The 25249-nt window shown below is 44.6% G+C and carries 16 protein-coding genes and 1 tRNA gene; 6 read left to right on the forward strand and 11 right to left on the reverse strand.

Going from position 1 to position 25249, the window contains the following annotated elements; all coding sequences use genetic code 11:
* The first annotated feature begins 2 nt into the window (after positions 1 to 2).
* Positions 3 to 1520: a S41 family peptidase gene (locus tag RTJ53_RS01200; protein ID WP_312275486.1), complete on the forward strand. Its 1518-nt coding sequence runs from the start codon at positions 3 to 5 to the stop codon at positions 1518 to 1520.
* 53 nt (positions 1521 to 1573) lie between these two features.
* On the opposite strand, the gene cysE is transcribed toward RTJ53_RS01200, so the two are convergent.
* From cysE to dnaE, 5 genes are all read right to left on the reverse strand, one after another.
* Positions 1574 to 2503 (reverse strand): serine O-acetyltransferase, encoded by a 930-nt coding sequence (gene cysE / locus RTJ53_RS01205; RefSeq protein WP_409418132.1) that lies wholly within the window; start codon positions 2501 to 2503, stop codon positions 1574 to 1576.
* A gap of 112 nt (positions 2504 to 2615) precedes the next feature.
* Positions 2616 to 3764 (reverse strand): acyltransferase family protein, encoded by a 1149-nt coding sequence (locus tag RTJ53_RS01210; RefSeq protein ID WP_312275488.1) that lies wholly within the window; start codon positions 3762 to 3764, stop codon positions 2616 to 2618.
* Between the two features lie 48 nt (positions 3765 to 3812).
* The gene (locus RTJ53_RS01215) at positions 3813 to 4649 is read right to left on the reverse strand and encodes an RNA methyltransferase (protein ID WP_312275489.1); all 837 of its coding nucleotides are present in this window, start codon (positions 4647 to 4649) and stop codon (positions 3813 to 3815) included.
* A 24-nt stretch (positions 4650 to 4673) separates the two neighbouring features.
* Entirely contained in the window at positions 4674 to 5018 is a 345-nt protein-coding gene (locus tag RTJ53_RS01220) for an Hpt domain-containing protein (protein WP_312275490.1), read from the reverse strand.
* 172 nt (positions 5019 to 5190) lie between these two features.
* Entirely contained in the window at positions 5191 to 8751 is a 3561-nt protein-coding gene (dnaE, locus tag RTJ53_RS01225) for a DNA polymerase III subunit alpha (RefSeq protein ID WP_312275491.1), read from the reverse strand.
* A gap of 147 nt (positions 8752 to 8898) precedes the next feature.
* Between dnaE and RTJ53_RS01230 the strand changes: the two genes are divergently transcribed.
* A tRNA-Arg gene (locus RTJ53_RS01230) sits at positions 8899 to 8974 on the forward strand.
* Between the two features lie 77 nt (positions 8975 to 9051).
* On the opposite strand, the gene RTJ53_RS01235 is transcribed toward RTJ53_RS01230, so the two are convergent.
* A complete protein-coding gene (locus tag RTJ53_RS01235) occupies positions 9052 to 9453 on the reverse strand; it encodes a hypothetical protein (RefSeq protein ID WP_219299226.1) in 402 nt (133 codons plus the stop codon).
* Positions 9454 to 9768: 315 nt separating this feature from the next.
* Between RTJ53_RS01235 and pdxA the strand changes: the two genes are divergently transcribed.
* Positions 9769 to 10812, forward strand: a complete 1044-nt coding sequence (pdxA, locus tag RTJ53_RS01240; RefSeq protein WP_312275492.1) for a 4-hydroxythreonine-4-phosphate dehydrogenase PdxA — start codon at positions 9769 to 9771, stop codon at positions 10810 to 10812.
* A gap of 87 nt (positions 10813 to 10899) precedes the next feature.
* Here pdxA and RTJ53_RS01245 read toward each other — a convergent pair whose 3' ends face one another.
* Complete coding sequence (locus tag RTJ53_RS01245; protein WP_312275493.1) at positions 10900 to 11712, reverse strand: M23 family metallopeptidase; 813 nt, start codon at positions 11710 to 11712, stop codon at positions 10900 to 10902.
* Between the two features lie 271 nt (positions 11713 to 11983).
* Positions 11984 to 13300 carry an MFS transporter gene (locus RTJ53_RS01250; RefSeq protein ID WP_312275494.1) on the reverse strand — a complete coding sequence of 439 codons (1317 nt, stop codon included), beginning with the start codon at positions 13298 to 13300 and terminating at the stop codon, positions 11984 to 11986.
* Positions 13301 to 13429: 129 nt separating this feature from the next.
* Between RTJ53_RS01250 and RTJ53_RS01255 the strand changes: the two genes are divergently transcribed.
* Together RTJ53_RS01255 and RTJ53_RS01260 are read left to right on the forward strand one after the other, a co-directional pair.
* Complete coding sequence (locus RTJ53_RS01255; protein WP_312275495.1) at positions 13430 to 16723, forward strand: BamA/TamA family outer membrane protein; 3294 nt, start codon at positions 13430 to 13432, stop codon at positions 16721 to 16723.
* A gap of 149 nt (positions 16724 to 16872) precedes the next feature.
* Positions 16873 to 21666, forward strand: a complete 4794-nt coding sequence (locus RTJ53_RS01260; protein ID WP_312275496.1) for a translocation/assembly module TamB domain-containing protein — start codon at positions 16873 to 16875, stop codon at positions 21664 to 21666.
* A gap of 98 nt (positions 21667 to 21764) precedes the next feature.
* Here the strand turns inward: RTJ53_RS01260 and RTJ53_RS01265 are convergent, their stop codons facing one another.
* Together RTJ53_RS01265 and RTJ53_RS01270 are read right to left on the reverse strand one after the other, a co-directional pair.
* Entirely contained in the window at positions 21765 to 22388 is a 624-nt protein-coding gene (locus RTJ53_RS01265; RefSeq protein ID WP_312275497.1) for a TetR family transcriptional regulator, read from the reverse strand.
* 94 nt (positions 22389 to 22482) lie between these two features.
* Entirely contained in the window at positions 22483 to 23871 is a 1389-nt protein-coding gene (locus RTJ53_RS01270; protein ID WP_312275498.1) for a deoxyguanosinetriphosphate triphosphohydrolase, read from the reverse strand.
* Between the two features lie 387 nt (positions 23872 to 24258).
* Between RTJ53_RS01270 and RTJ53_RS01275 the strand changes: the two genes are divergently transcribed.
* Positions 24259 to 24498 (forward strand): hypothetical protein, encoded by a 240-nt coding sequence (locus RTJ53_RS01275; protein WP_312275499.1) that lies wholly within the window; start codon positions 24259 to 24261, stop codon positions 24496 to 24498.
* A gap of 123 nt (positions 24499 to 24621) precedes the next feature.
* Here the strand turns inward: RTJ53_RS01275 and rsmD are convergent, their stop codons facing one another.
* Entirely contained in the window at positions 24622 to 25245 is a 624-nt protein-coding gene (gene rsmD / locus RTJ53_RS01280; RefSeq protein ID WP_312275500.1) for a 16S rRNA (guanine(966)-N(2))-methyltransferase RsmD, read from the reverse strand.
* Positions 25246 to 25249: the final 4 nt, after the last annotated feature.

Here is a 25249-nt window from a genome sequence, read left to right on the forward strand (position 1 = left end):
GTATGGTAACGCAGCGTCTCAAAACACTATCTAACCCTACTTTCAAAAGACACGTTATCGTGCTGGCATTGTGGGGGATAGGTTCATTGAGTTATGCTGCTAACCGACCGAATGTCAGTGCGCCTGTTAAACCACCGGTTAAATCTGCTGCCTCAGTTGCGGCAAAAACCAATAAAACGGCATTAACACCTGCAATCACTCAGGCGATTGCGGGTGTCAATCCTAATGCCGTACCTGTTAGTGGGGTGAATGCACCTGATGGTATACCCGATGGCGCTGATAACGACAATTTGACGGATGACGGCGCTGACGATGGCGGGGAAGTGGATATTACGTCAACCACGCCTATGGTGACTAATCCCGCCAATCAGCCCAACCTAGACACTCAGCCCATCGCGCCAGCCTCTGAGCAAATCCAGCAAGTGGCGTTAGGGGCAGTATCACCCGTCACAGTCGAAAAATTTGTCAAAATGATTGATATCATCCGTCAAAATTATGTGACGAATGTCGATGATGAATCCCTGTTTGCCAATGCGATGGCAGGCACTTTAGCTGCGCTCGATCCTTATTCTGAATATCTGGATGCGAATGCGTTTGAAAACTTAAGGTTATTTACCGAAGGCGATATTGGTAGTATTGGCGTGAGTGTGAGTTTTCATGCCGATGTAGATAGCTGGGTGTTTGATGACGTGCTGCCCAACTCGCCTGCCGCAAAAGCGGGTATTCAGCGCGGCAATTATTTGCATCAAATCAATGATAATAAGCTGGACAGCACCCGAACCTCGCAAGATGTCGATCAGCTGCTGACAGGCATCGCAGGGACAACGGCTCGCTTGTTAGTCTCGGATAAAGGTCGTCGTAAACATCTGGTGGTCGTGCAAAGAACCTTGTTACAACAACAAGCCATGAGTACCAACATCATTAATGGTGTTGCGGTGGTGCAAATCCCCGTGTTTCAAAACAATACCCAGCAGCAATTTTTAATGGCACTCACCAACTTAAATCAGCCCTTTAGCGTGCTAGTACTTGATTTGCGCAATAACCCAGGTGGCGTGTTGTCAGCTGCCAATGATATCGCAAGCTTATTTATGAACGATAAAGTGGTGGTGCAGATTAAAAATCGGCAAGGCATACAAGAGGTGATGCGCACGCACGGCAAAGCCCAGTTTGCCGACTTACCGCTGGTAGTATTGCAAAATCGTTATTCCGCTTCGGCGGCTGAAGTATTAGCCAGTGCGCTACAAAACAACCAACGCGCTAAGGTATATGGCGAAACCAGCTATGGTAAAGGCTCTATCCAAAGCATTGTACCCATCAATGATAACGAAGCGGTAAAGCTAACGGTCGCTCATTATTACTCAAGTAAAGGTGACAAAATTGATGGCGTAGGCGTCAAACCCGATGTGACTTTGACGGGTGCCGAAACGAGTTGGCTAGATAAGGTATTAGCGGATTTGCAAACCACCAAACGAAGCAACCAATTTTTACTTAAACCTACGCCAACGCCCCAGTCTTTCTAAGCTAACCACCTAAGCAGTCACACAATAATATCTAATATCAGGTGGAATTTATTTTACAATTCATCTTCCATAAAAAATTGTGGATCGACGGCATCCAAATCGCGTACATCAAGTTTGGTATATTGTTTTTTGCAGAAATTTGGATCCAATTTGCACATTGCACTTTGCAATTCATCGAGGCGCGCTTCAGACTGGCGAATGTGCTCGAGCATTTTGATAAAAGTCATTGCCACAGGATCTTGGGTGTTTGGGTCAATCCCATATTGATGAAAAACGCCCGCTTGCTCTAGCTTAATTTTATTGTAATCTTCCTCATTAGTAGCAGACCTATTGGTAACAGAGGTTTGTTGAACCGCTTTCATCTGCTCAGCATCGGTTGTTTTTTCGATGATGGTTTTTTCGATATAGTCGTCAGCTGGGGTTACCCCATTATTTGCCAAGCTATCAAGCCCCATTTGCTCCGCTTTTGCTTTATCATGAATCAAACGCGCGGCACCGCCTACCATGGTCGCACCGGCAGGCACTTCTTTGACAACGACAGCATTGGAGCCGATTTTGGCATATTTACCCACGGTAAAGCCGCCTAATACTTTGGCACCTGCACCGACAACCACGCCATCTTCCAGCGTGGGATGGCGTTTGCCTTCATTTAATGATACCCCACCAAGCGTGACGCCGTGATACAAGGTGACATCATCACCGATTTCAGCAGTTTCACCAATGACCACGCCCATGCCATGGTCAATAAAGAATCGACGCCCAATTTTTGCTGCAGGGTGAATCTCAATCCCGGTCAAAAATCGATTGCCAAAGGATACAAACCGTGCCAAGCCTTTGTTATTGTGTTGCCACATACTGTGGGCGACGCGGTGAATCAATAGCGCATGCACGCCAGGATAAGTCAACAGCACTTCAAGCGTGTTACGTGCCGCAGGGTCACGGTCAAACACCGCTTGGATGTCCTCTTGTAATTCTGCTTTGATGGTCTGGGTTTTTTTGGATAAATTTTGGATGACGGACAACATACTGACTACCGATTTTAAAAATTTTAAGTGATTATGATATCACGAACTCATTAAGCTACGCTATGATTGGCTATGATTGCAATACTGTTGTCGCATCACGGCGAGAGTTAGGTCGATGCATCAAAGGTTTTTCAATATAGTTGTAGCCTATAACAGCAAACATAACAACGAATACCAATACCAGCGGGTACGTCCACACATAAGCGGTCATCGATTGGCTAAAGTCATGCAAGTGTAATAAGTTAAACCATACATACATGACCAAACCATGGGTCAGATACAAGCTATAACTTAATTCACCCAAGACCTTTAGACCTTGTTGGTATAACACGCCAAAATACGTAAAACCGTTGGCGATAAAACAAAACAGTAATCCACAAAGTAGCATTTGCCCATAAGAATACGCCGATGTTTCAAATAAAATAAACAGGGTTAGTAGGCATAAAGCGATGGAAATAAACGTAGGAAATTTTGCCAATAAATTTTTAAAAAAATCTTCCAGCCAAACTGCAAAAAAAGCCAACAAAAATAACCAATATAGCTTGATAATAGTATATGTGAAAACATAATACAACACAGGCAAACTTATTATCAGCATCGCGATATTTTGCCAATAGCTTAGTTGTTTGGGATGAACCAATAAAAACAGTAACGGTAGGCTAAAATAAAAACCCCACTCATAAAGCAATGTCCAAGCCGCGCCTGCGATTAGCGGCCAAGCGTAAAAATCTTTAAGCGATTGATTGTTAAAGCTTAACCAGCGTAGCGTCCATTGCTGCCACTCAGACAGGGGTAACGGCGGGTGTTGCTGGGTGAAATAGATAGCGACGATACAAATGCCCAAAAATAAATACAGCGGCACAATACGCTGCAGCCGAGAGCGATAAAGGTATTGCCAATCCATCCGCGGCTGTCTGAGCTTACCAAAAAATAAATAGCCAGTGATTAAAAAAAACAGCGATACCGGCACACTACCCAAGTTGGTAAAAAAATCAATATTGGGTGACTGCCAGCGCCCCGTCGTTTGAAAGAAATAATTTTTAAAAAAGTGATGAGTAAATACCGATAACGCTAAAATGCCACGGATACCATCTAATGGGGAATGGCGATGGCTGGCATCAAAACCCACAATCATCCGTTGGGGGAGTTGATTGAGTAGCCAAGTGACAAGCGTTAAGCTCAGCACAAACACAACAGCAAGCAAAACAGTGGCAGACATAAACTTTGAGCGCTTAACGGGTTAATAATTTATCGTTTGAGTAATGCTTTATCGTTTCAGTAATTTTGCGATAGTGGCTTGCAGTAACTGATATTCTTTGATATCAAGCTGTAATCTACTAAGGAGTCGATTAATACGCTGAGGCATCACTTTAGATTGGGCGGGATTGTAGATATCTAAATTCTCCAGCAATGCCAACAGCCTATTTTCTAGCTGTAAACGCTGCTCATTTGAGATAGGCGGCTCATCCCATTGTTGGCGAAAAGTCAAATCAATGGATTTTTCAGCCGCTGTTTTTGCTGTCAATGCCAATTCGGCAGTTTCGTAAAAAACGCTGGCAATCACTTGAACCGCAGCCGCCACATTTAACACCCCATACTCAGCATTGGCAGGAATTTGAATATGGTAGTCAGCCAATTGCAGCTCTTCATTGGTTAAACCGCGATCTTCACGACCAAACACAATGGCAATTTGCCAATTGCGATGCGCAGAATCTGTCATTAAATCGTCAAGGTTTTGAAAATTAGTGACCATCAATTCGGCCGCTTGTCGGGGCGATAGCACGGGTCTTGGAATATGGCGTTGGCGACTACTGGTAGCTATTACCCAGTGGCAATCTTGCAGTGCTTGCTCCAGGGTGTCACAAATGGTCACAGCATCTAAAATTGCTTTGGCACCTGCGGCATGGGCATAGGAATCTTCGTTAATCGGTAGTTTGGGCGCCACTACCGTGAGCTGCGTTAGACCCATGGTGTGCATGGCGCGGGCGGCAGAGCCAATATTGGCAGGCAAGGTGGTATTTACCATCACAATGCGAATACCGGCTAAAAATGCCGCAAGGCTTGAGAAGGGTTGCTGGGAAGCGTTAGTGTCAGTCGTTACCATGGGTTGTCAAATTTTAGTCAGTCGTTACGCAATAAGCGATTGTATTTGGTCATTCACTGCTTGGCATTCCGCTTTGATTTCTTCAATCAATTGTTGGTGTTGGTGGATATGACCCGTGCGGCAGATTTCTTGCAGTTTATAACAAAGTTCGGTCAGCTCGGTGGCACCAAGGTTAGAGCTAGCGCCTTTTAAGCCGTGCGCTGCATTATACCCCAAACGATTGTCTAAGTTGGCATAAGCTGTCTCCATTTCCGATAAACGTTGTATGCTATCTTGCATATAAGTATGCATCAAATCGACAAAATCTTCGTCAAGTAACGCTCTTAATTCTTCAAACTGGGGCAGGCTAATATGGGATGGCTGAGTCATATGAGTTTCCTGTTGATGGGGCATTGAATAAAACATCATTGATTAAATTTGATTGGCTTATTTTAGCCCATATCTCATTGAATTTTATCAAAACTTTGATGAAAGTCAGTTTAAGGGATACAAACGTTTATCGCATGATGGGTTTATCGGCCAAATTTACCAAAATCAGGCACTAACTAAAATGTAAATGCAAATCTTCTTCATTGACCAAGCTTTTGAGTTTGCCAAAATTCTCTTCTGTCGGCACAATTTGCCAATGCGTTGGCATATTAAGATGGGCAATCGCATAGTCGTTATACACACATAGGTTAATCGGTACCCCTAATTGACCCGATGCATTGGCGGGCTGACTGTCCATAAATTGGGCATTATCGGCCGGGTGATTCAACTGATGCGATAAGTAATGAATTGTTGAGTTATTGGCGGTCGCTAACAATTGCTGTATCTGTTCAAACAGTGCCATATCATGACCTGCAATTTTGATGCTGATTTTTTTGAGCCAGCGTTTGCGCGCATCGGTTAAAGTCATTACCTCTTGTAGGCTGGCATAAAACGTGCCATCGCGTTCACGAATAGAGCCGTCGATAATCACCACGGTTTCCACTTTAAGCTTGTCTTTCACGCGGGCAAAGCGCTCGGCATAACAACTTACTTCGATACGACCTGTACCGTCATCTAAAGTAATCACTGAGCGATTACCAAAGTTTGCGACATCGAGTATCAAGCCTGCAAAAAATACGGTTTCGCCATAGCTGGTTTCGCTTAAATCGCCCAATGTCTTTGGCGTATAGCGTTTTAACTCATCGCGATAACTATCAATCGGGTGACCGGTGAGATAAAGTCCTAGCGTGTCTTTTTCACCTTTTAAGCGTTCAGCATCTGTCCAGACAGGCTCACGGGGCAATGGGGGTGGCGCAGTGACTTCTTGTATATCGCTAAATAAATCAATCATCCCTAGGCTGTCATTGCTGCGCTGTTGCTCGGCTGCTTGTACCGCTTTTGGCAATTCGGCAAGTAACGCGCCACGAATGTGATAAGCTTCATCCGCAGGCAAATCAGGTCGTAATTTTGGCGCAAAACTATCAAAACAGCCTGCTTTAACCAATGCTTCAAGGGTGCGCTTATTGACTTTTCGTGTGTCAACACGGCGGCAAAAATCATACAAATCGGTAAACTCACCGCCCGCGTTTCGCGCTTCCACGATAGACTCTACGGCACCTTCACCGACACCTTTGATACCGCCTAACCCATACACAATGGTCGTCGGGTTAATCGGCACAAACGCCCAATTGGAGTGGTTAACACTGGGGTTTTCTACTTTTAAAGCAAAATTTTCGCGGCAATCATTGATAAAAAACACCACACCATCGGTATTATTCATGTCTGAGGTGATGACCGCCGCCATAAATTCGGCAGGGTAGTAGTGTTTTAAATAGGCGGTTTGATAGGCTAACACGCCGTATGCGGCTGAGTGTGATTTGTTAAACCCGTAGCCGGCAAATTTTTCCATCAAATCAAACACGCCACCTGCAAGTTTATCATCGATGCCCTGATCAATTGCTCCTTCCACAAAAATACTGCGCTGTTTTGCCATTTCTTCGGGTTTTTTCTTACCCATCGCGCGGCGTAGCATATCGGCACCGCCTAGACTATAGCCTGCCATCGCTTGCGAGATTTGCATTACCTGTTCTTGATAGACAATCACCCCATAGGTATTTTCCAGTATCGGCTCAAGTCGGTCATGGTCATAGATGACCTCTTCGCGGCCGTGTTTACGGTCAATGTACATATCGACCATCCCGGCATCTAGTGGACCTGGGCGGTACAGCGCACACATGGCGATGACGTCTTCAATATTGGTCGGTTTAAGCTTGGCCAAATATTTTTTCATGCCGGTACTTTCAAGCTGGAACACAGCGGTGGTATGGGCATCTTGTAGCAGCGTATAGGTGGGCTTATCGTCTAAGGGTAAAGTCTCAAGATCAAGCGGTGGCTGTTGCTCTTTAGCGCGGCGTGCATTGATATTTTTAACCGCCGCATTAATTACCGTTAAATTGCGCAGCCCCAAAAAGTCAAATTTTACCAAGCCAACTGCTTCCACGTCGTCTTTATCAAACTGACTGACGGGATGACCCTCTTCATCACAATAGATTGCGCTATAATCGGTGATTTTGGTCGGCGCGATAAGTACGCCCCCGGCATGTTTACCAACGCCCCGGGTAATCCCTTCGAGCCGTACCGCCATTTCCCAAATCTCATTGGCATCTTCATAATCCATGTTGTCAGGATTGTTAAGCAAATCTTTGAGCTGCGGTTCGGCTTCAACCGCTTCAGCCAGCGAAATACCTGGGGTTTTGGGGATAAGTTTGGAGATTTTATCAGCAAGACCGTACGATTTACCTTGAACGCGCGCGACATCACGCACCACCGCTTTTGCCGCCATCGTACCAAAGGTGATGATTTGGGATACCGCTTCTCGTCCGTATTTTTGCGCCACATAATCAATGACGCGGTCGCGCCCTTCGATACAAAAATCGACGTCAAAGTCAGGCATGGATACCCGCTCAGGGTTTAAAAACCGTTCAAACAGTAGGTCATATTCCAGCGGATCTAAGTCGGTGATATTGAGCGAATACGCCACTAATGACCCCGCGCCTGAGCCACGACCAGGACCTACCGGCACATCATTGGCTTTTGACCAGCGGATAAAGTCCATAACGATTAAGAAATAACCGGGGAAACCCATATTCAAAATCGTCGTGAGTTCAAACTCCAAACGCGCATCATACGGCTTGCGTTTTTCTTCCCAACTGTCGTCGCGTTTTTCGATGGGATAGAGTTTTTCAAGGCGTTTTTCTAGACCTTCTCGGGCGGTGCGCCGGAAAAAGGTTTCAATGGTATCGCCTTCGGGAATGGGGAATTCGGGTAAATCATGATGACCCATAGGAATAATGACATTACAGCGTTTTGCCAAATCCAAGGTGTTGTCAATCACCGCTGGCATGTCACTAAACAGGGCAGTCATCTGATCTTGGGTTTTTAAATACTGCTCAGAGGAATAATCACGTGGGCGATTGGGGTCGGCAAGCACTTGCGAATTGGCGATACACACCCGTGCTTCATGCGCTTCAAAATCATCTTCTGTTAAAAAACGCACGTCATTATGGGCAATGATAGGCACATCAAAGGCATTGGACATGCGAATGGCTTGCTCGATAAAACGGTCTTCGTTGGCACGCTGGGTGCGTTTAATGGCAAAATAGACACGATCGGCAAATGTGGTTTGCCATTGTTGTAGTAGGCTATCGGCTTTTTCTGGGTGACCTGATAACATGGCTTGACCGACGTCTGATTTTTCGGTGAACAGCACAATCACGCCTTCACTTCGCTCAAAAATCCAGTCACGCTGAATAATCGGTTTGCCCATTACTTGACCATCGACAAAGCCTTTTGACACGATATTGGTCAAATTCTTGTAGCCGACTTGGTTGCTGGCAAGTAGCGTTACTGTCGTACTATCATTTTCAAGCCATACTTCAGAGCCAATAATCGGCTTGATACCGGCATCCAAGCAAGCTTTATAGAATTTGACCGTGGCATACAGGTTAGATAAATCGCTAATGGCAAGCGCCAGTTGGTTATCGGCTTTGGCAGCTTTGACCAGCGCTTTGATGCGTACAATCGAGTCAGTGATAGAAAATTCGGTGTGAATACCAAAGTGTACAAATGCCATGGATTGCCTTTATCGCGGTTCGTTTTTAGCCCACTATTATACTATGAATTGCAAAACTGCGAACCTACAAAATCAGCAACAAAATGTCTAAAAATATCAGCGCATGCTAAGCATTTAAGATTTAATATGATAAAATAGTAGCCCTTTACGCCTATAGCTTAACTGGATAGAGCAGTTGCCTCCTAAGCGACCGACGTGGGTTCAAGTCCCGCTGGGCGTACCAGTTTTTTGACATCAAAAACCTATAAAAATAAAAAAACCCAATAAAAAATTATTGGGTTTGGTTGCAAAAAGTAAAACTTAGCTTAAACGTTTGGCATTGGCGGCAACGCGGCTATAGATAGGGTGCATCCCTTTTTCCAATACATGCAGCGCTTCTTGGTTAACAGCATAAAAGAAGTTTTCCAATGAAACTGGTTGACCCAAGCTTAATTTCATACAGTTTGAAAACATTAATTGCCCAATATTTTGCTGCGCAACGAGCGCTTGCCAAGCCATTTGCGTCCAAGATTCAAAAAATGCGATGGGTTTTTCAGTCACCATACGTTCCATTTCTTTCATTTCTTTGGCATTGTTGAGGGGGTTTTGTTTCGCTATCATATAGATGCGGCGCTGCATGACTTGTGGTACGCGAACTGAAAAATCTTCAGATTGCTGACACATTTTTTCAACTTTTTGGTTAATATGTTCGTAGGTAGCCATAGGGACTCCATTGATAACAACAATAAAATACAGGATTGACAGTAAAGTGTAGTGCTATTATACACTGATTTAAATTAAGTTAATAATAGCAAACTCATTGGGTATACAATACTTACTTAACATTACGCAAATAATCAGATTTCATTTAATCAAACCATTGGTAATCGCTAACAATCATCCGCGTAATCAAAGTTTTAGTTGACGTCATGAGGATGAAACTTTTTTATCAAGTTAATAATGCGCCCCATTATTGTTAATGAATTCAAAAATTACTAAACCGAATCGTTTTATCAGTGTTTATCAAAAGGTATAAAAATGACCATTCAAAGTCTTCCCTTAGTGATTACTTCGGGCGAACCTGCGGGTATTGGCATGGATATCATATTGATGCTTGCCGACAAACAGCAATTAAATCTGCCCAATCGCGATGTCATTGTGTTGGCAGATATCAACGCGCTACAAGAAAGGTATCTGGAGCTCAAACAAAAAGGTGCTGTAACACAGGGGTTGGTGATTCAACAGTTAGCGATGGATGAGTTAAAAGATTTACCGAAAACTGCTCAACCATCATCCGATAACATTATTTTGGTGGTGGATGTGCCGACGGCAGAGCCTGTGGTAGCAGGGCAGCTAAATCCGCATAACGCGCCGATGGTTATCGCACAGCTGCAACTGGCGCATAAGCTCGCCATCAGCAAACAAGTCGCTGCAATTGTCACCGCGCCACTGCAAAAATCGGTGATTATGACTGTGTTGCCAGATTTTATGGGGCATACCGAATTTTTTATGCAGCAGTCGGGTCTGGATAAAGTGGTGATGATGCTCGCCAATAACCTGATGAAAGTGGCGTTAGTCACCACCCATTTGCCCCTGCGTGCGGTCGCCGATGCGATTTCCCACGAAGAAGTGGCAAAAACCGTCGATATTGTCATTCATGATTGTCAGCAAAAATTTGGTCTCACTCACCCAAAAATATTGGTCTGTGGACTCAATCCTCATGCCGGGGAAAGCGGCTATCTAGGCAGAGAGGAAATTGACATCATCAATCCTGTGTTACAGCACTATCGCGATCAAGGTGTCGATATTAGTTTGGCGATGCCAGCCGATACCTTGTTTACCCAAAAACATATCGTCACTGCCGATGCTATTATCGCCATGTATCATGATCAAGGACTGGCGCCGCTCAAATCACATGGGTTTGGCGAAACCGTGAATATCACTTTAGGCTTGCCTTATATTCGCACCTCAGTCGATCATGGCACGGCACTGGATTTGGCAGGGACAGGCAAAGCGAGTACTGATAGCCTGTATCATGCGATTGATTATGCCAATAACATGGCGACCGCGATTGTTCTATAGTCATCCTCACTGATAATTACGCTCACAAAAAAAGCCAATCGTCATAGATTGGCTTTTTTATTGCGATTATTTTATATAGCTGCTTGATTATTTTAAATAACTGGCAGGATTGACTGGCGTGCCCCGATAACGGATTTGGAACTCTACAGCAGGTTGATTCAAATTATTGTCCGTTCCAACGGTACCGATAGTTTGACCCGCTTGCACAGTTTGGCGCTCTTGTACAGCAAAATTTCCCAAATGCGCGTAGGCACTAATGTAGTCGCTGTTGTGCTGAATCAGTATCAATTTGCCATATTCTGGCAAATCACTACCGACATACAGCACCGTACCTGGCTGGCTGGCGACAACATTTGCGCCGGCTTGTCCGCCAAACCACATACCTAGCGTACCTGTTTGCTGGTTAAACGGTCGCAATAGATTGCCAGTGGTAGGACGTAACCAACCTTGTGACAGGCTGCTGGTTGGCACGATGACTTGGTTTGGCATCGGTAACGGGGTTGATGAATTATTGGCTTGTCTAGGTGGGTAATAAGTCGGGTTAGACGGGCGGGATGATTGATTGACCGTCACAGGGCGAATGGTTGTTGGGCGATAAGAAGTGGGATTGCTTGCTGAGGTTAAAATCAAGCGTTGCCCTGGATAAATAGTATAGTTGCTATCGAGCCCATTGAGCGCGCCAACACGACGATAATCTAGACCATAAGTGGTGGCGATTTTGCTTAAAGTATCGCCGTTTCTGACAATATAATAGTTGGGCACACCCCGTACATACACAGGTCGCTTATCCACGGTCGCGATCTTCTGTGAAGCACAAGCGGTCATCAACACCGCAGTACAGGCTATCGCACTGAGTTTTACCAGTTTGGGCGTGCACAGTGTTTTATAAGTGGCAAACATAACAGTCATTCCTAGCAAGTGATACAAAAAAATTACAACAAGTCAGGGTATAGTAACTAACTTTTAACCACTTACAAAGTAACTGGAGTTAACAACAACGTTTCTTTGCCAAACGATAACAAATAGCAACATTTTGGACTCAAATGAAAAAATGGCGCAAAAATCCTTATTTATCCATTGTTTGCCATCCATCCGTTGCCTAGCATTTCTAGCTATTTGTGCTAACTAGCTAACCTAACGGAGTGATTAAATAGGGTAATAGTGTGTATCCCTAAGTCATAATGGGCTTGGCAGGGCTATATTTTTTTAGTTTTAAAAATAGCCAAATGCCCATGACTAGATTTATCACCCCGACAATCGCAAATAGCATCGGCAGGCTCACGTTAACTAGGGTCAAACAAACAATCGAAAAAATCGCTGAACCTACCATAAATACGGCATTTAAAATATTGTTGGCACCGATAATGCGAGCACGGCTTGTTTCCGGTGAATAAGCTTGCATATAGGCGTATAAAGGTACGATATAAATACCGCCTGAGAAACCCAATAAAAACAAATCGACAAACACACGCATAGCACCCTGCGTGGCAAAAATCATACCGATATTATAGTGGGCGTTGTTGGCGAGTGGCGGCAAATGCATCGCTGAAAGCGTGAAATACAAGTCAATCGCAAAAATCGTTAATCCTGCAATCCCAAAAGGCAACAGCTTTAAACTCACTTGGTTTTTGGTTAACGTTTTGCATAACAGTGAGCCAAGCGCCGTACCGACAGAAAACAGCGTTAATAAAAATATCACGACGCTTTCATCGCCTAGCAAAATAGACTTGCTAAATTCAGGTACTTGGGTCAAAAACGTGGCACCATAAAACCAAAACCAACTATTACCCAAAATGGTAAACCACATAATCGGTAAGCGATATAGATTGGCAATGGTTTGCCAGCTAGTACGAAAGATATTCCAGTCAATGGTCAAGTCAGGCTGCGGCGCAGTCATAACGGGAATAAACCGAGAAGCCAAGTAGCCAATAATCGCCACAAAAACCGTCACCCCAGATATCCAAAACAGCGGACTGTCTAACTTCATCAATACGCCAGCCAGCATCATCCCTGTCAAGATAGCCAGTGACGTGCCCATTTGAAACAGCCCATTGGCACCCACTAACTCATCGGTGGTCATGGCTTGGGGTAGATAAGCATATTTGATAGGACCAAAAAACGTCGAATGGGTACCCATCAAGAATAACGCAACAAATAATAGCGGATAAATCTCAAACACAAACCCAAATGCGGCAACTACCATGATGACGATTTCAAGGATTTTAATCAGCCTTGTCAGCCAAGATTTTTCATATTTATCAGCGATTTGCCCCGCCAAAGCGGAAAACAAAAAAAACGGCAATACAAACAGCATCGCCGCCAGATTGTTGAGCAAACTGACACGCATCCCCAATTTTGCCGCTGCCATAAAGGTCAGTACTAAAATCAAACCTTGCTTAAATACATTGTCATTAAATGCCCCTAAAAACTGGGTGGCAAACATGGCGCTAAACCGTTTGTATTTAAAAAGCGCAAATTGGGTACTCATGAGCAATCCTAGAAATGTCTGATGATGACTATCTTAACAAATATTTTACAAAGGGTTGCGAAAATGTTTGGTTAGTAAAGTGTTTATGCTAAAATCGCCTAGTGCTCGCTCAAGGATTTGATTTTTATCATGAAACCAATAAATTTGCTACCCTATCGTCCGCCAACCGCATTGGCCGATAACCCGTTTAGTTTTTTTTATGCCATCTCTCCACTATCGTCAAATCCTCATCAGAGCCCCGCCCAGTCTAGCGTATCAAACCATTCGCTGTTTCGCTTGACCCCCATACGTTTGGCAATTACCTTGGTTAGTGTCAGTGTGGTGCCTGCTTGGGGGGCACAAACGCCAACAATAACAATGCCAGCTACTGTTAGTAGTTCAGCTAATACTTTAGCTAACAACACAGTTAATACTTTGGCTAACAGCTCAGCAACCACTAGCACGCTAACCACTAGCAGCGCAGCGCAGACGACCGCCAATGACAGCAAGGGTACCACGGCAACGCAAAATACCATCCCTGCTGCAACTGAGCAAGATAGCATTACTACCGATGCCAACACCGCTCAGCCTTATCTTTATCAACTCAATCAGCAGCGCGTTGAAGATAAAATTGGTCAACAAATCGATAATCAGACCTTGGCAGACTTTAATAATTTTAACCAACCTGTGGCGACGTTGAAACAAAACCAACCTAGTGTCGGCTACAGTAAGGCATTAGATCAAGCCACGCCGCAGTCGGTTGCCAATCAAATCAACAATAGCAAGCCTGCAACCGTGAATACCCAATCACAAGCACAAGTCACTGAGCAGCTAACAACCGAAAAACAGAATTTCGACGCGATTAATCAAAAGGTGAGCGAGCAAACCAATTTATCTAACCAAAATATTGCCAATCAGAATCTAGCTAATCAGAATCTTAGTAATCAAGGCGTCGCCAATGATGCCAGCAATATCAAATCCACCGACACCATCAATCCCAATGATTACTTGCCCGCCTATCAACAGCAAACAACGGCATTGACCACCCCACAAGCCAACTCAACCGTGACCGCAGAGTCGCAAGGCATTGTGGCGCGTTTGAAGAACAAAATCATTGGTCGCGGGGAAGGGCTAAACTATATTGATATCAGCTTTGCCAATGCAGATGCCAAACTTGAGCCTGCGCGCAATATCAAAGCGGCATTGGAAAAAGTGACCGTCGAATCGGTGTCGGATTTTAATGCCAGTGTGAACAAATTACGCCAAATTGCCAAAGATGCGGCAGAGGCGGTGGGTTTTTATGACACTAAAATCGCTTTTAAACATTTAGGCAAAGACAATATCCAAGTCAGCTTAGAGGTCGGTAAACCCGTCATCGTGCAAAATCGCATCATTGATATCCGTGGTGAAGGCGGAGAAGGCGATAACGCGCTGCCGGTGTATCCTGTGATTGAAAAAGAAATCCCGCCTAAAGAAGGGGATGTGTTCAGTCATGGCATCTATAAAGCCGCAAAGGCCACGATTGAAGGCGTCGCGCAGACCAATGGTTACTTCGATGCCAAATGGCTCAATAGTTCGGTGGATATTATTTTGCCGGACAATACCGCCGATGTTGACCTAATTTATGACACAAAAACCCGCTATCACTTTGATGATGTAAAGATATATAGCATTGATAAGCAAGGCAATTTGACCGATGACCCCGATAAACTGCCTTTAAAGCCAAAGCTGCTCAAAGCCTTAATGACGTACCAAAAAGGCGATGCCTACTATCAACCTTTTGTCAGCGAATTTACCAACAACTTGACTGCCACCCGTTATTTTAATGGGGTGGATGTGGATGTCATTATGCCATCCGACGAAGCGGCAAGCGATATCGCATTTGAACAATCGGGCTCGGCGACGCTCAGCAATGCCAATAGCAGTAATACCACAGCCGACAATACCGCTGACACTTCTGATACATCCGCCGGTATTTTACCTACCAATTCAACCGATCAAAGTCTCGCATCTCAAAGTAATTCAGCTCAAAGCAACTCCGCTCAAAGTAACTCATCCGAACTTCAATCCGCCGGTACTGTGGATAGCACGACGCAAAAAACCGTCAATCAGGTGCAAGACCCCAATGACATCGCACCGATTCAATTTGAAGTCGATGATTCGACCGAACAACGTCTCAATGCCATTAGCCGAAAAGCCAAAAACTTATTGGCCGCACCCGAAGATATGGAGTTATCACCCGAGGCTGAAAATAAAAGTAAAAATCCGCTGGTGGTCATTGCCAATGCGGTCAGTAAAACGGCAAAAAAACTCGATAAAGACAAAGACTTACCCATCAAACCACGAGAAGACCAAGTTATACCAAAGCTCACGCCACAACAAGTGTATGAAAGAAAGCAAATCCCAACCTATGTGGTACTCAATGCTACCAAGCCCCATGAGGCACAGGTGGGTTTAGGTTATGAAACGGATGTGGGCGTGCGCTTGACCGGTAAATATCAAAACAACTTGGTTAACCGAAGTGGTCTGCAGACTGGGGCATCAGTGGCGTTATCCAAAGTCGATCAAGCGGTTGAATTTAATGCCAGCTTGCCCTACAAGCATCCCCTCAACGATAAGCTGACAGGCACAGTCGGCTATCAGCACAAAGAAGTTGATGACCTAGTCAACACCTTTGAAGCGGACACGGTCTATGCCAGTATCGCTCGCAATATTTATCATGATAGTGGTTGGAATCGCACCTATTCACTGCGCTACCGCGGCGATAAATTGACCGTCGACCCTGAAAAATATAGCACCGATAGTTTGCCTTATCCTTTTAACAACTACGCATCGGACTATACCCAACAAGCCTTGTTAGCGGGTTATGCAATCAATAAAACGGTAGCAGACAATATGCTGACACCAACGTGGGGTTATAGCCAACGTTATTCGCTTGAAGTCGGTGCTAAAGGGGCACTGAGTGACACCAATATGGCCATTTTACGTGCGGGTGGTACGGGGATGTATACTTTTGGCAAAGATAAAAAACAACAAGTGATTGGGCGGTTGGATTTGGGTTATCTATATAGCGGTGATTTTTATGATGTGCCTTATCGTTCACGCTTTTTTGCAGGCGGTGATTCTAGTATCCGCGGCTACAACACCGATAGCTTAGGGCCGACCTATGGCGGCGAAAATTTCTTAGTCGGCGGTGATGCCTTAGCGGTAGGCTCGGTAGAGTATAACTATGAGTTTAGACCGAGCTTTCGTGGCGCTGTGTTTACTGACTTTGGTAATGCGTATGATACGACTGGCGAATATGATAACGCAACGGCGGTCAGTATTGGTACAGGTATCCGCTGGCAATCACCGATAGGCTTGGTACGGCTCGATGTGGCAAAAGGTCTGACAGGGGATAACAACGATGTCCGTTTACATTTCTTTATCGGTTCACCCCTATAATAGTTTGGCTAAAAATTATTGCATTATTTTGTGCAAGGTTTTTAGTTAAGATTTTTGGATAAAACTTTGCTAGTATGTAAGGTTTATCCAATATACAGCGCATAGAACCTGTGTTTTTGTAGTTAGCCAACGATTGATTTGCGATATTAATGAAAGACGATAATAACAACGACTCATTGCCCGAAGATGGCACCAAGCCTGACGATAAATCGTTGGTAGATAATGACCTAGACGCTAAAAATCTAGACCCTAAAAGTCCAGACGGTAAAGATTTAGACGCTAACCATGCGGATACGGCAACTAGTGATGATTTAGACCCAGCAAAAGAAGATACGGGTTGGCTTCGGCACTGGTATCGACAGGGTCTTGTCACCAAGATTGTGATGGTGTTAGCCGTTATTTTGATTGCAATTTTATTAGGGGCTTATTATGCCGTCGGCACGCCATGGGGTACACGGTTACTTATCAATGCCATCGTTCAAGAAACAGGTATCAGCCTAAAATATGGTAAAGGCAATCTTCGCGATGGCATTTGGGTTTACGATCTTAAAATTCCTGATAAACCGCCAAAAAATTATGTCGAAGTCACCGTTGATAAAGCCTATGTCAAAATTGGCTGGCGCGCCCTCATCCATAAACAAGTGCATTTGCGTGAAGCCAACATCAATCGCATGGTCATCACCTACAAAAAACCCCCTTCCAATAAACCCTTTGATTACTCACGCATCGCACTGCCTGTTAACTTAATCTTAGATGACGTAAAAGCGAATTTAGTACGCTATCAGCAAGTGACCCGCGACCCCATCGATTTTAAACAAGCCCATATCCAAGACTTTACTTGGTATGATACTAAAATCACGGTTGGCGAAGGCAAATTGGCATATAACAATTTATTAAGCGTTGATAAAATCAAAGGAAAAATTGATCTGCAGCATGATTATCCGCTGGATGTGACAGGACTGGTTATTGTCAATTCATTGTCAAAAGTATATGTCGATGCGCTTGATACACATGCCACAGGCAGTTTGAAATTTTTGACCGCGGATATAAAAAGTAAATACAATAAATCGGATGTTACTGGGCACGTAACGGCGCAGCCGATGGATAAAAACGCGCCATTTAATGCCAAGCTTGAATGGAAAGATGTGTTATTACCCTATGCCACCAGTCAAAACATCCACCTAAAAAATGGGCTAGCGACCGCGACAGGGGTGACCAATAATATCCAGCTGCGTATCAATGCTGATTTGACTGCCAAAGATATCCCCGATGGGCATTATCAAGGTCGCGGCGTGATTGCCAATCAAAAACTCAGTATCGAATACCTCACGGCTAAAGTCGCGCAAGGCACATTGACGAGTCAAGGCACGATTGATTGGCATGACCGCACCCGTATTGCCCTGATGAATACGGGGAATGGCTTTAAGATTCGTCAGTTGTTGTCAAAAGACATCGCCCCCTATGCGCCAGAGACTTTAACAGGCAAATTAGGCATTGTCTATGATGTGGCAACCGATAAATTGCCGATGCAAGTACGGGCAAATCTGCGCCAAGATGACGGTGAAATTATCAATGCCGATATCCGACAAGCCAAAGGCAACCATAAACCTTATACTATCGATGCCAATTGGCAACAGCTGATACGTCACAATCTACCGAGTATTGGCGAGCTTAACAGTCCCAACGGCAAAGCGCACGTGATTTTTCAGCCGGCAGACGGCAAGCGACCCAGCAGTGTACAAGCGCAAGTCAATGCCAATATACTAAAGCTCAATCAAGCCCCAAGCGGTAATTACCAAGTCAATGTCAACAAAACAGGTCAGCTGGTTGACATCACTCAATTGGTGTACCAAGGCGTGGCAGGTAATTTGGCAGGCAATGGTAAAATCAAACTAGCCAGCGGCAATCAGCCGTTAGCTTGGCAAATCAATGCCAAAACCAATCATTTAAATGCCCACAGCATTTTAAATAGCATCCCGCTGCAAGACTTGTCGGGCAATGTGGTTGCCAGCGGCACCCTGCAACAGATCCGTCAAGCCAATCGAGCGGTGTTGAACCGTCATGATGTCACTATCAACCAAATTGACATGACAGGGGATTTATTGGGCGCCAACAATAGCAAAAAACACTTAGCATTAAAAGGCACGGGCAAAGTACGTGCCGATGTACTCGGTAATAAATTATCTTATATCGCCGCCAAATTTGATGGTAGCCTCAATGCGCCAAACGTACCCGCAGGCTCATTTAAATTTGATATCGCAGGCACGCCACAACAGCTAAAAATTAATCAATTTAGTCATCAAGGTAAAGAAGGCTATATCAATGCTAACGGTAGCATTGATATGACCAATGGTGCCGGCTGGAATATCAATGCCGACATGAAAAATTTTGATGCCAGCTATTTTGTGCCAAGTCTGCCAAGCCAAATCACCGGTACCATCAATACCGATGGCTATTGGCGGGCAGGCGCTCAGTACATTCATATCGCCAATATGAACCTCAAAGGGAGACTAAAAAATCAACCCTTGATGGCAACGGGTCAATTGACCGCAAAACTGAATTTGCCAAAAGATCTAAGTAGTCTGCGTCAAGTCATTGAAAATAGTGCCAATAGTCAAAAATACGGACAAATTCGCCGTCTTATTGACAGTCTGCAAGCCAATAATCTGCTGGTACAATGGGGTAGCAATCGCATCACCGCCAATGGCAACCAAAACCAACTGGTGACCAGTGTCGATATCAGCACACTCAATCAGCTGATGCCACAGCTAAAAGGGATCGTTAAAGGCGGTATTGTCTTAACCCAAGATAACAACCAAGCCCTGCCTAATATCTATGTGGATTTAGTCGGGCGTAACATTTCACTGCCAAACTTTGTGGTACTCGATGCCAAAGTCACCGGCAAATTGGTCAACCTTGCCAAATCACCCAGTCAGTTGCAATTGACTGCAACGGGTATCAACATCGCTAATCAACCGCTGCGCTCTTTGCAACTGTATTTTAACGGTACCCAAGACAATCACACCTTGGATGTCAAAGCAGATAGTACCAAAGGACAAGTACAAGCGACGCTCAAAGGTCGTATCGATCTTGCCAAAAAACAGTGGTCGGGTATGCTCGGCAATGGACAAATTGGTACCAAATATGCCAAGTTGCAACAGCTACAACCCGCCCAAATGCTATTTGGCTGGCAAAATCTGAATGTACAAATGGCGGCACACTGCTGGCAAATGGTGGGTCAAAACGGCAGTCTGTGTCTAAAAAATAACCTTGTGGTCAGTAATGGGCAAGGCAATGTCGATGTCAGCGTGCAACAAATTGATAGCCAAATTTTCTCTGTGGTGATGCCGCGTGATATCGCTTGGTCAGGAAAACTCAACGGCACTGCACTCGTTCATTGGCAGAAGAACCAACGACCCAGTATCAATGCCAGCTTCTTTACCGATAATGGGGTATTTGGTACTGCCGCACAAACTCCTGAAGAAAATCCAACGACTATTGCTTATGAGCGTATCAGTGTCATTGCGCGTTCAACCGCAGAAGGGCTAAAACTTCGTGCAGATATCAAAACCGCCAATGGCGCGGGCAATGGTTATTTGGACGCCACCGTCAATCCCTACATACAGTCAAAACCGATTTCAGGCACCGTTGTTTTTCAAGATATTGACTTGGCGGTATTTAAACCTTTCTTCCCATCGTTTGAACGCTTGACCGGTAACGGTCTAGTGGCAGGTAAAATCAGTGGTTCATTAATGCAGCCCAAATTTGTTGGCGATATTGAGCTACAAGATGCCGGTCTTAGCATCACAGGTGTGCCGATGCGCTTTGACAAGATTAATGTATTATCACACGTGACAGGCAATCAAGCCTCTATTGATGGGTCTTTTGCCAGTGCAGGCGATGGTCAAGGCACCATTACCGGTACAGTTGACTGGACACGTGAGCTGCAAGCCAAGCTGAAGCTGCAAGGTAAAGCGCTGCAAGTGAGCCAGCCGCCGGCGATTACTGCCATTATTAATCCAATTTTTGATGTGATTGTCAAACCTAGCCAGCGCTACGTGAATATCGTCGGCGTGATTGATGTGCCTCGCGCCACCATTCGCCCCCCTGAAACCACAGGCAATGTGGTCAGCAAATCCCCAGATGTTAACGTGATTGATAGACGCTTGATGGGTCAGATTGATGATGTACTAAAAGTCACCCAACCTTGGAATATCAACGCGGATGTGGGTGTAGATCTCGGCGATCGCATAAGCTTCCAAGGTTTTGGGGCACGCTTACCATTGGCGGGTGCGCTGCATATCACCCAGCGCGGTCAAGGCACCATGAAAGCAGAAGGGGTGGTGCAAGTATCACGCCGCTCAAAAGTCGAAGTGTTTGGTCAAAGCTTGAATCTAAACTTTGCGCAAGTTCGGTTCAATGGTGAAGTGATGAAACCACTGCTAAACGTAGAGGCAGTAAAAGACGTGCAAGGCGTACAAGTGGGTGTCAAAGTCAAAGGCAGTGCCAGTGCGCCAAGTATCACCGTGTTCAATAATGGCGGACTCAGTGAACAACAGGCGATGAATGCGTTGGTGACGGGTAGCCTAAATAACAATTCAGGTCAAAATACCAACGAACAAGACTTTAGAAACCGCGTCAACAATACCATTGCCGCAGCAGGGTTAAGTTATGGCTTAAGCGGGACGCGCAAATTTACCAACCAAATTGGTCGGGCGTTTGGGTTGCAGCGTTTAACGTTAGACGCCAATGGCTCGGGCAATGACACTTTGGTTAGTCTAACAGGGTATATCACGCCAGACTTGTTTATACGGTATGGGGTAGGCGTGTTCACCTCGCAGCCTGAGCTTAGTATGCGTTATCAATTAACAAGGCGCTTATACATTGAGGCTAAATCTGCCATCAATAACTCTGTCGATTTGATTTATAACTGGCGCTATTAACGGGTTAATAAATAGTAATAACAAAGGCTGAGCATTAACTCAGCCTTTTTTTGGTTTCACTGTCTGTTGGTTTAACTGTTTTTTAGCTTAATTTTTTATTAAGGGCACCAATTACGGACGCCATAAAACAGCACTTGCGCCTGTTTGATACAGCGATTGAGATAATCTTGCTTACTTTGTAACTCTGTAGGGTCAAATTTGAGCCATTTATACACCCAAGAAAAATACATATTCACGCCCATATCCGCAATCAATAGGCGCACTTCTTGATTTAAATGACCAAAGGCAGGCTGCATCGCCAAATCATCGGTCATGATTTGCGCGAACAAGCTGATTTGCTCATCGAGTGCGTTTTGCACAGCTTGGTTACCACCATAGCGCTCAGAGACAATAAAGTGCCAGTGCAATGACGCGTGCTCCACACTTTCCAAAAAGAAACGCACGCTTGAGGCAATTTGCCCTTCATGCGTTCGGGTACGACCCAGCTGCAAATGATCGCGCAGACTTTGCAGCGTGTGACCGAGTTCTTCATTGACTAAGCAGGTGCCAAGCTCATCGATATCCTGAAAATGTCGATAAAAAGCCGTTGGCACTACGCCCACTTCGCGGCTAATCTGGCGAAGTGAAATCGACGAAAACGCATGCCCTGACCTCGATAACTGAAGCACCGATTGAAAAAAGGCTTGACGGGTTTGGCGTTTTTGCAAGTCACGGCTAGTCATTAGGTATCCAATCAGCGGGTTAAATAAGGAAAAATATTCTAAGCCGAAAACGCCAAATATACAATCGTTGACGATTGATGCTCAGCGATGATGTTTAAATATTCACCGACCAATTGCCCTTCAACGCTTGCGCGAGCCGATAGGCTTCATGATCATTCATGCCAGTCAGCATGTCTAAAATACACAAGATATTTTGATAAACATCATCCCCTAATTGCCGACTAACATTGCTTAAATGGGCATTTAATAGATTAAGCAGTCGTAATTGCTCAAACTGAGAAATACTGTCTGCTGAATTACCCGTCAACGCCAGCGGCATAAACGCATCAAGTAGCGTATGTAAACAGCGGTTTGACATGATTTCAACGCGTACTTTGCTCGGATGTTGAAAAATACGGGTATTGGCTAGGCTTTTGGCTTCACTGATACTACTGCGTACGTTATTGGGGCAGTAGTCAAACAAGCTGCCCGTCAGCTCACCTGCCAATAAGGCGGCTTGGTTGGCAACAAAGGCATCAGTAACTTTGTCCACCAATCGCCGCATTGCTCGTCCTCTTAGCGCGGCTAATTTTTGGGTGATAGGCGCATTGGTCGTCACTTCAGATGGTACGCCAAGCCGTTTACCGACGAGTTTGAGCAGCAGTGGCTCAACTTCATGATAGTCTAACATACCTAGTAAAATCCCATCTTCCAAATCAATCAGCGCATAACAAATATCATCGGCGGCTTCTAGCAAATAAGCCAATGGATGACGCGCGTAACCTCTTGGGGTCTTGGGTAGTCGCAGCTGCTCCGCCAAATCATGCAAATACGGCGCTTCACTTTCAAAACAACCAAATTTCTTGAGCGTCAGCGGTGAGGGCAGTGAGTCACTGTCGCTGACTGGGTTGATAGGGGTGGAAAGATAAGGGTATTTCATAAAAGCCCCAAGCGTCGCCGCGGTCAGACGCATGCCGCCTTCATCGGGATGATGCTCGTTACGGGTCAGCAGTCGAAAGCCTTGCGCATTGCCTTCATACGCTAATAAATCTATTTGCTGGCGCGTGGTAAGCCGCCTTAGATATTGGCGCTGTGCAGGCTGAAAAAACCAATCTCGAATCGCCTGCTCACCTGCATGCCCAAATGGGGGGTTACCGATGTCATGCGCCAAACAAGCTGCTTGTACAATGACCCCCATATCCGACATGGTAAAGCTGCTTGGCAGGTCATTACCGAGTTTCTCCGCGCTCATCATCCCTAGCGAGCGACCAATACAAGATACTTCAAGCGAATGGGTTAAGCGGGTATGAATACCCATCTCATGGGTTAACGGATGCACTTGGGTTTTTTGATTCAATTGGCGAAAAGATTGCGAAAAAACCAGCCTGTCATAGTCCTTATGAAATGCCGTCCTTGACGTCTTGGATTGGGTGAACTGATTGCCATGATAGATAGGTTTGGCAGATAACAGCGCTTGCCATTGCTTGTGTGTATTTTTTTTCATTGTTATTTTCAGTCATAAAGATAAAAAGCGGATTCTTGGAATTAGCTAACTAGCTAATTGAGCTTAGCTAGATAATTGATTATTAACCAGTTTAGATAAAAATTTTTTCAAGTGTTTGATGACACTATACCATTAATCGAAAAAAATGACCAAATAGGAATTTTTCTGATAAAACAATTGTGTAATTTTTTATTATTGTTATAATTTAGTAACAAATACATTGTATAATGTAATCACTATAAGATAAATGTAATGTTTGATTACCTTTGTAAATTGCTTTTGTAGCACTACCACGCATAGATCATGGTCTATGTCATATATGGATAGTTGCTAAGTAACACGATGAAATTTAAACAGTTAAATTTCAAATTTTTTAGGATACAAGTTATGATTCATCAAGTGAACGATACTAAAGACACTGATGATAGTGTGGAAATGACACGCCATCACTCCAAAGTCAACATTCATAGTGTTGTGCTGGTGATTATGTTATCGCTCGTGGTGACATTTTTGATGGTGGTTGGGGTCAGCTATCTGTATGAAGCCAACAACTTAAAAGGACAGTCATCAAAATATTTTTGTCCGTCCGCTGCTGCCGTACAAGTGGGTATATGCGTTAAGAGCTAATAGTAGATTTGCTATAGGGCTGTGATGGTTATTATATTTGCCGACTGGGTTAATCCAGTCGGTTTTTTAATGCATTAATTCAAGGGCTTTGAATTAAAATGCTTTTAATTGAAACGCTTCGAATTAAAGCGCTTTGAGTTGATAAATGCCGGCAAAAATTTGACCCATTTTTTTATATTTGAGTGGCTCAAGTGATGCGGTGAATGATGCTAACAACTGTGTGTGATCTTGATCGCTTTCGATATACAGTAATGTCTGCGGATGAATTAACTGATGGTTTATTAAGCCATGCAAAATTGTATCCCACAACGCTAGTTGATAAGGTGGGTCGATAAATACCACATCAAACGGCTCGGTGTTTGCCAGTTGTGGTAAGGCATGTTGTATCGTAGCTTCCATTGTCACAATTTTTGTATCAGCAATACCTAACAGGGCTTGGGTGGCTTTAATTTGCCTAAATTGCTCATGGTTAGGCTCGATAGAAGTTAACTGCTTGGCACCCCGCGACAAGGCTTCAAAACCGAGCACCCCACTACCAGCACAGCAATCTAGTACCTTGGCATTGACTAAATCATCAGTAAGCCAGTTAAATACTGTCTCTCGGACACGGTCGGGGGTCGGCCTCAATCCATCGGCATCGATAAACGCTACCAAACGCCGCCGATACTCGCCGCCGATAATACGCACGTGAGAAACTGGCGGGGATTTGGTAGCTTTATTGGGTCGTTTGCTAATTTTGGACATCATACAT

The sequence above is a fragment of the Moraxella sp. CTOTU46711 genome (assembly GCF_031975715.1).
In the GTDB taxonomy this organism is placed as follows: domain Bacteria; phylum Pseudomonadota; class Gammaproteobacteria; order Pseudomonadales; family Moraxellaceae; genus Faucicola.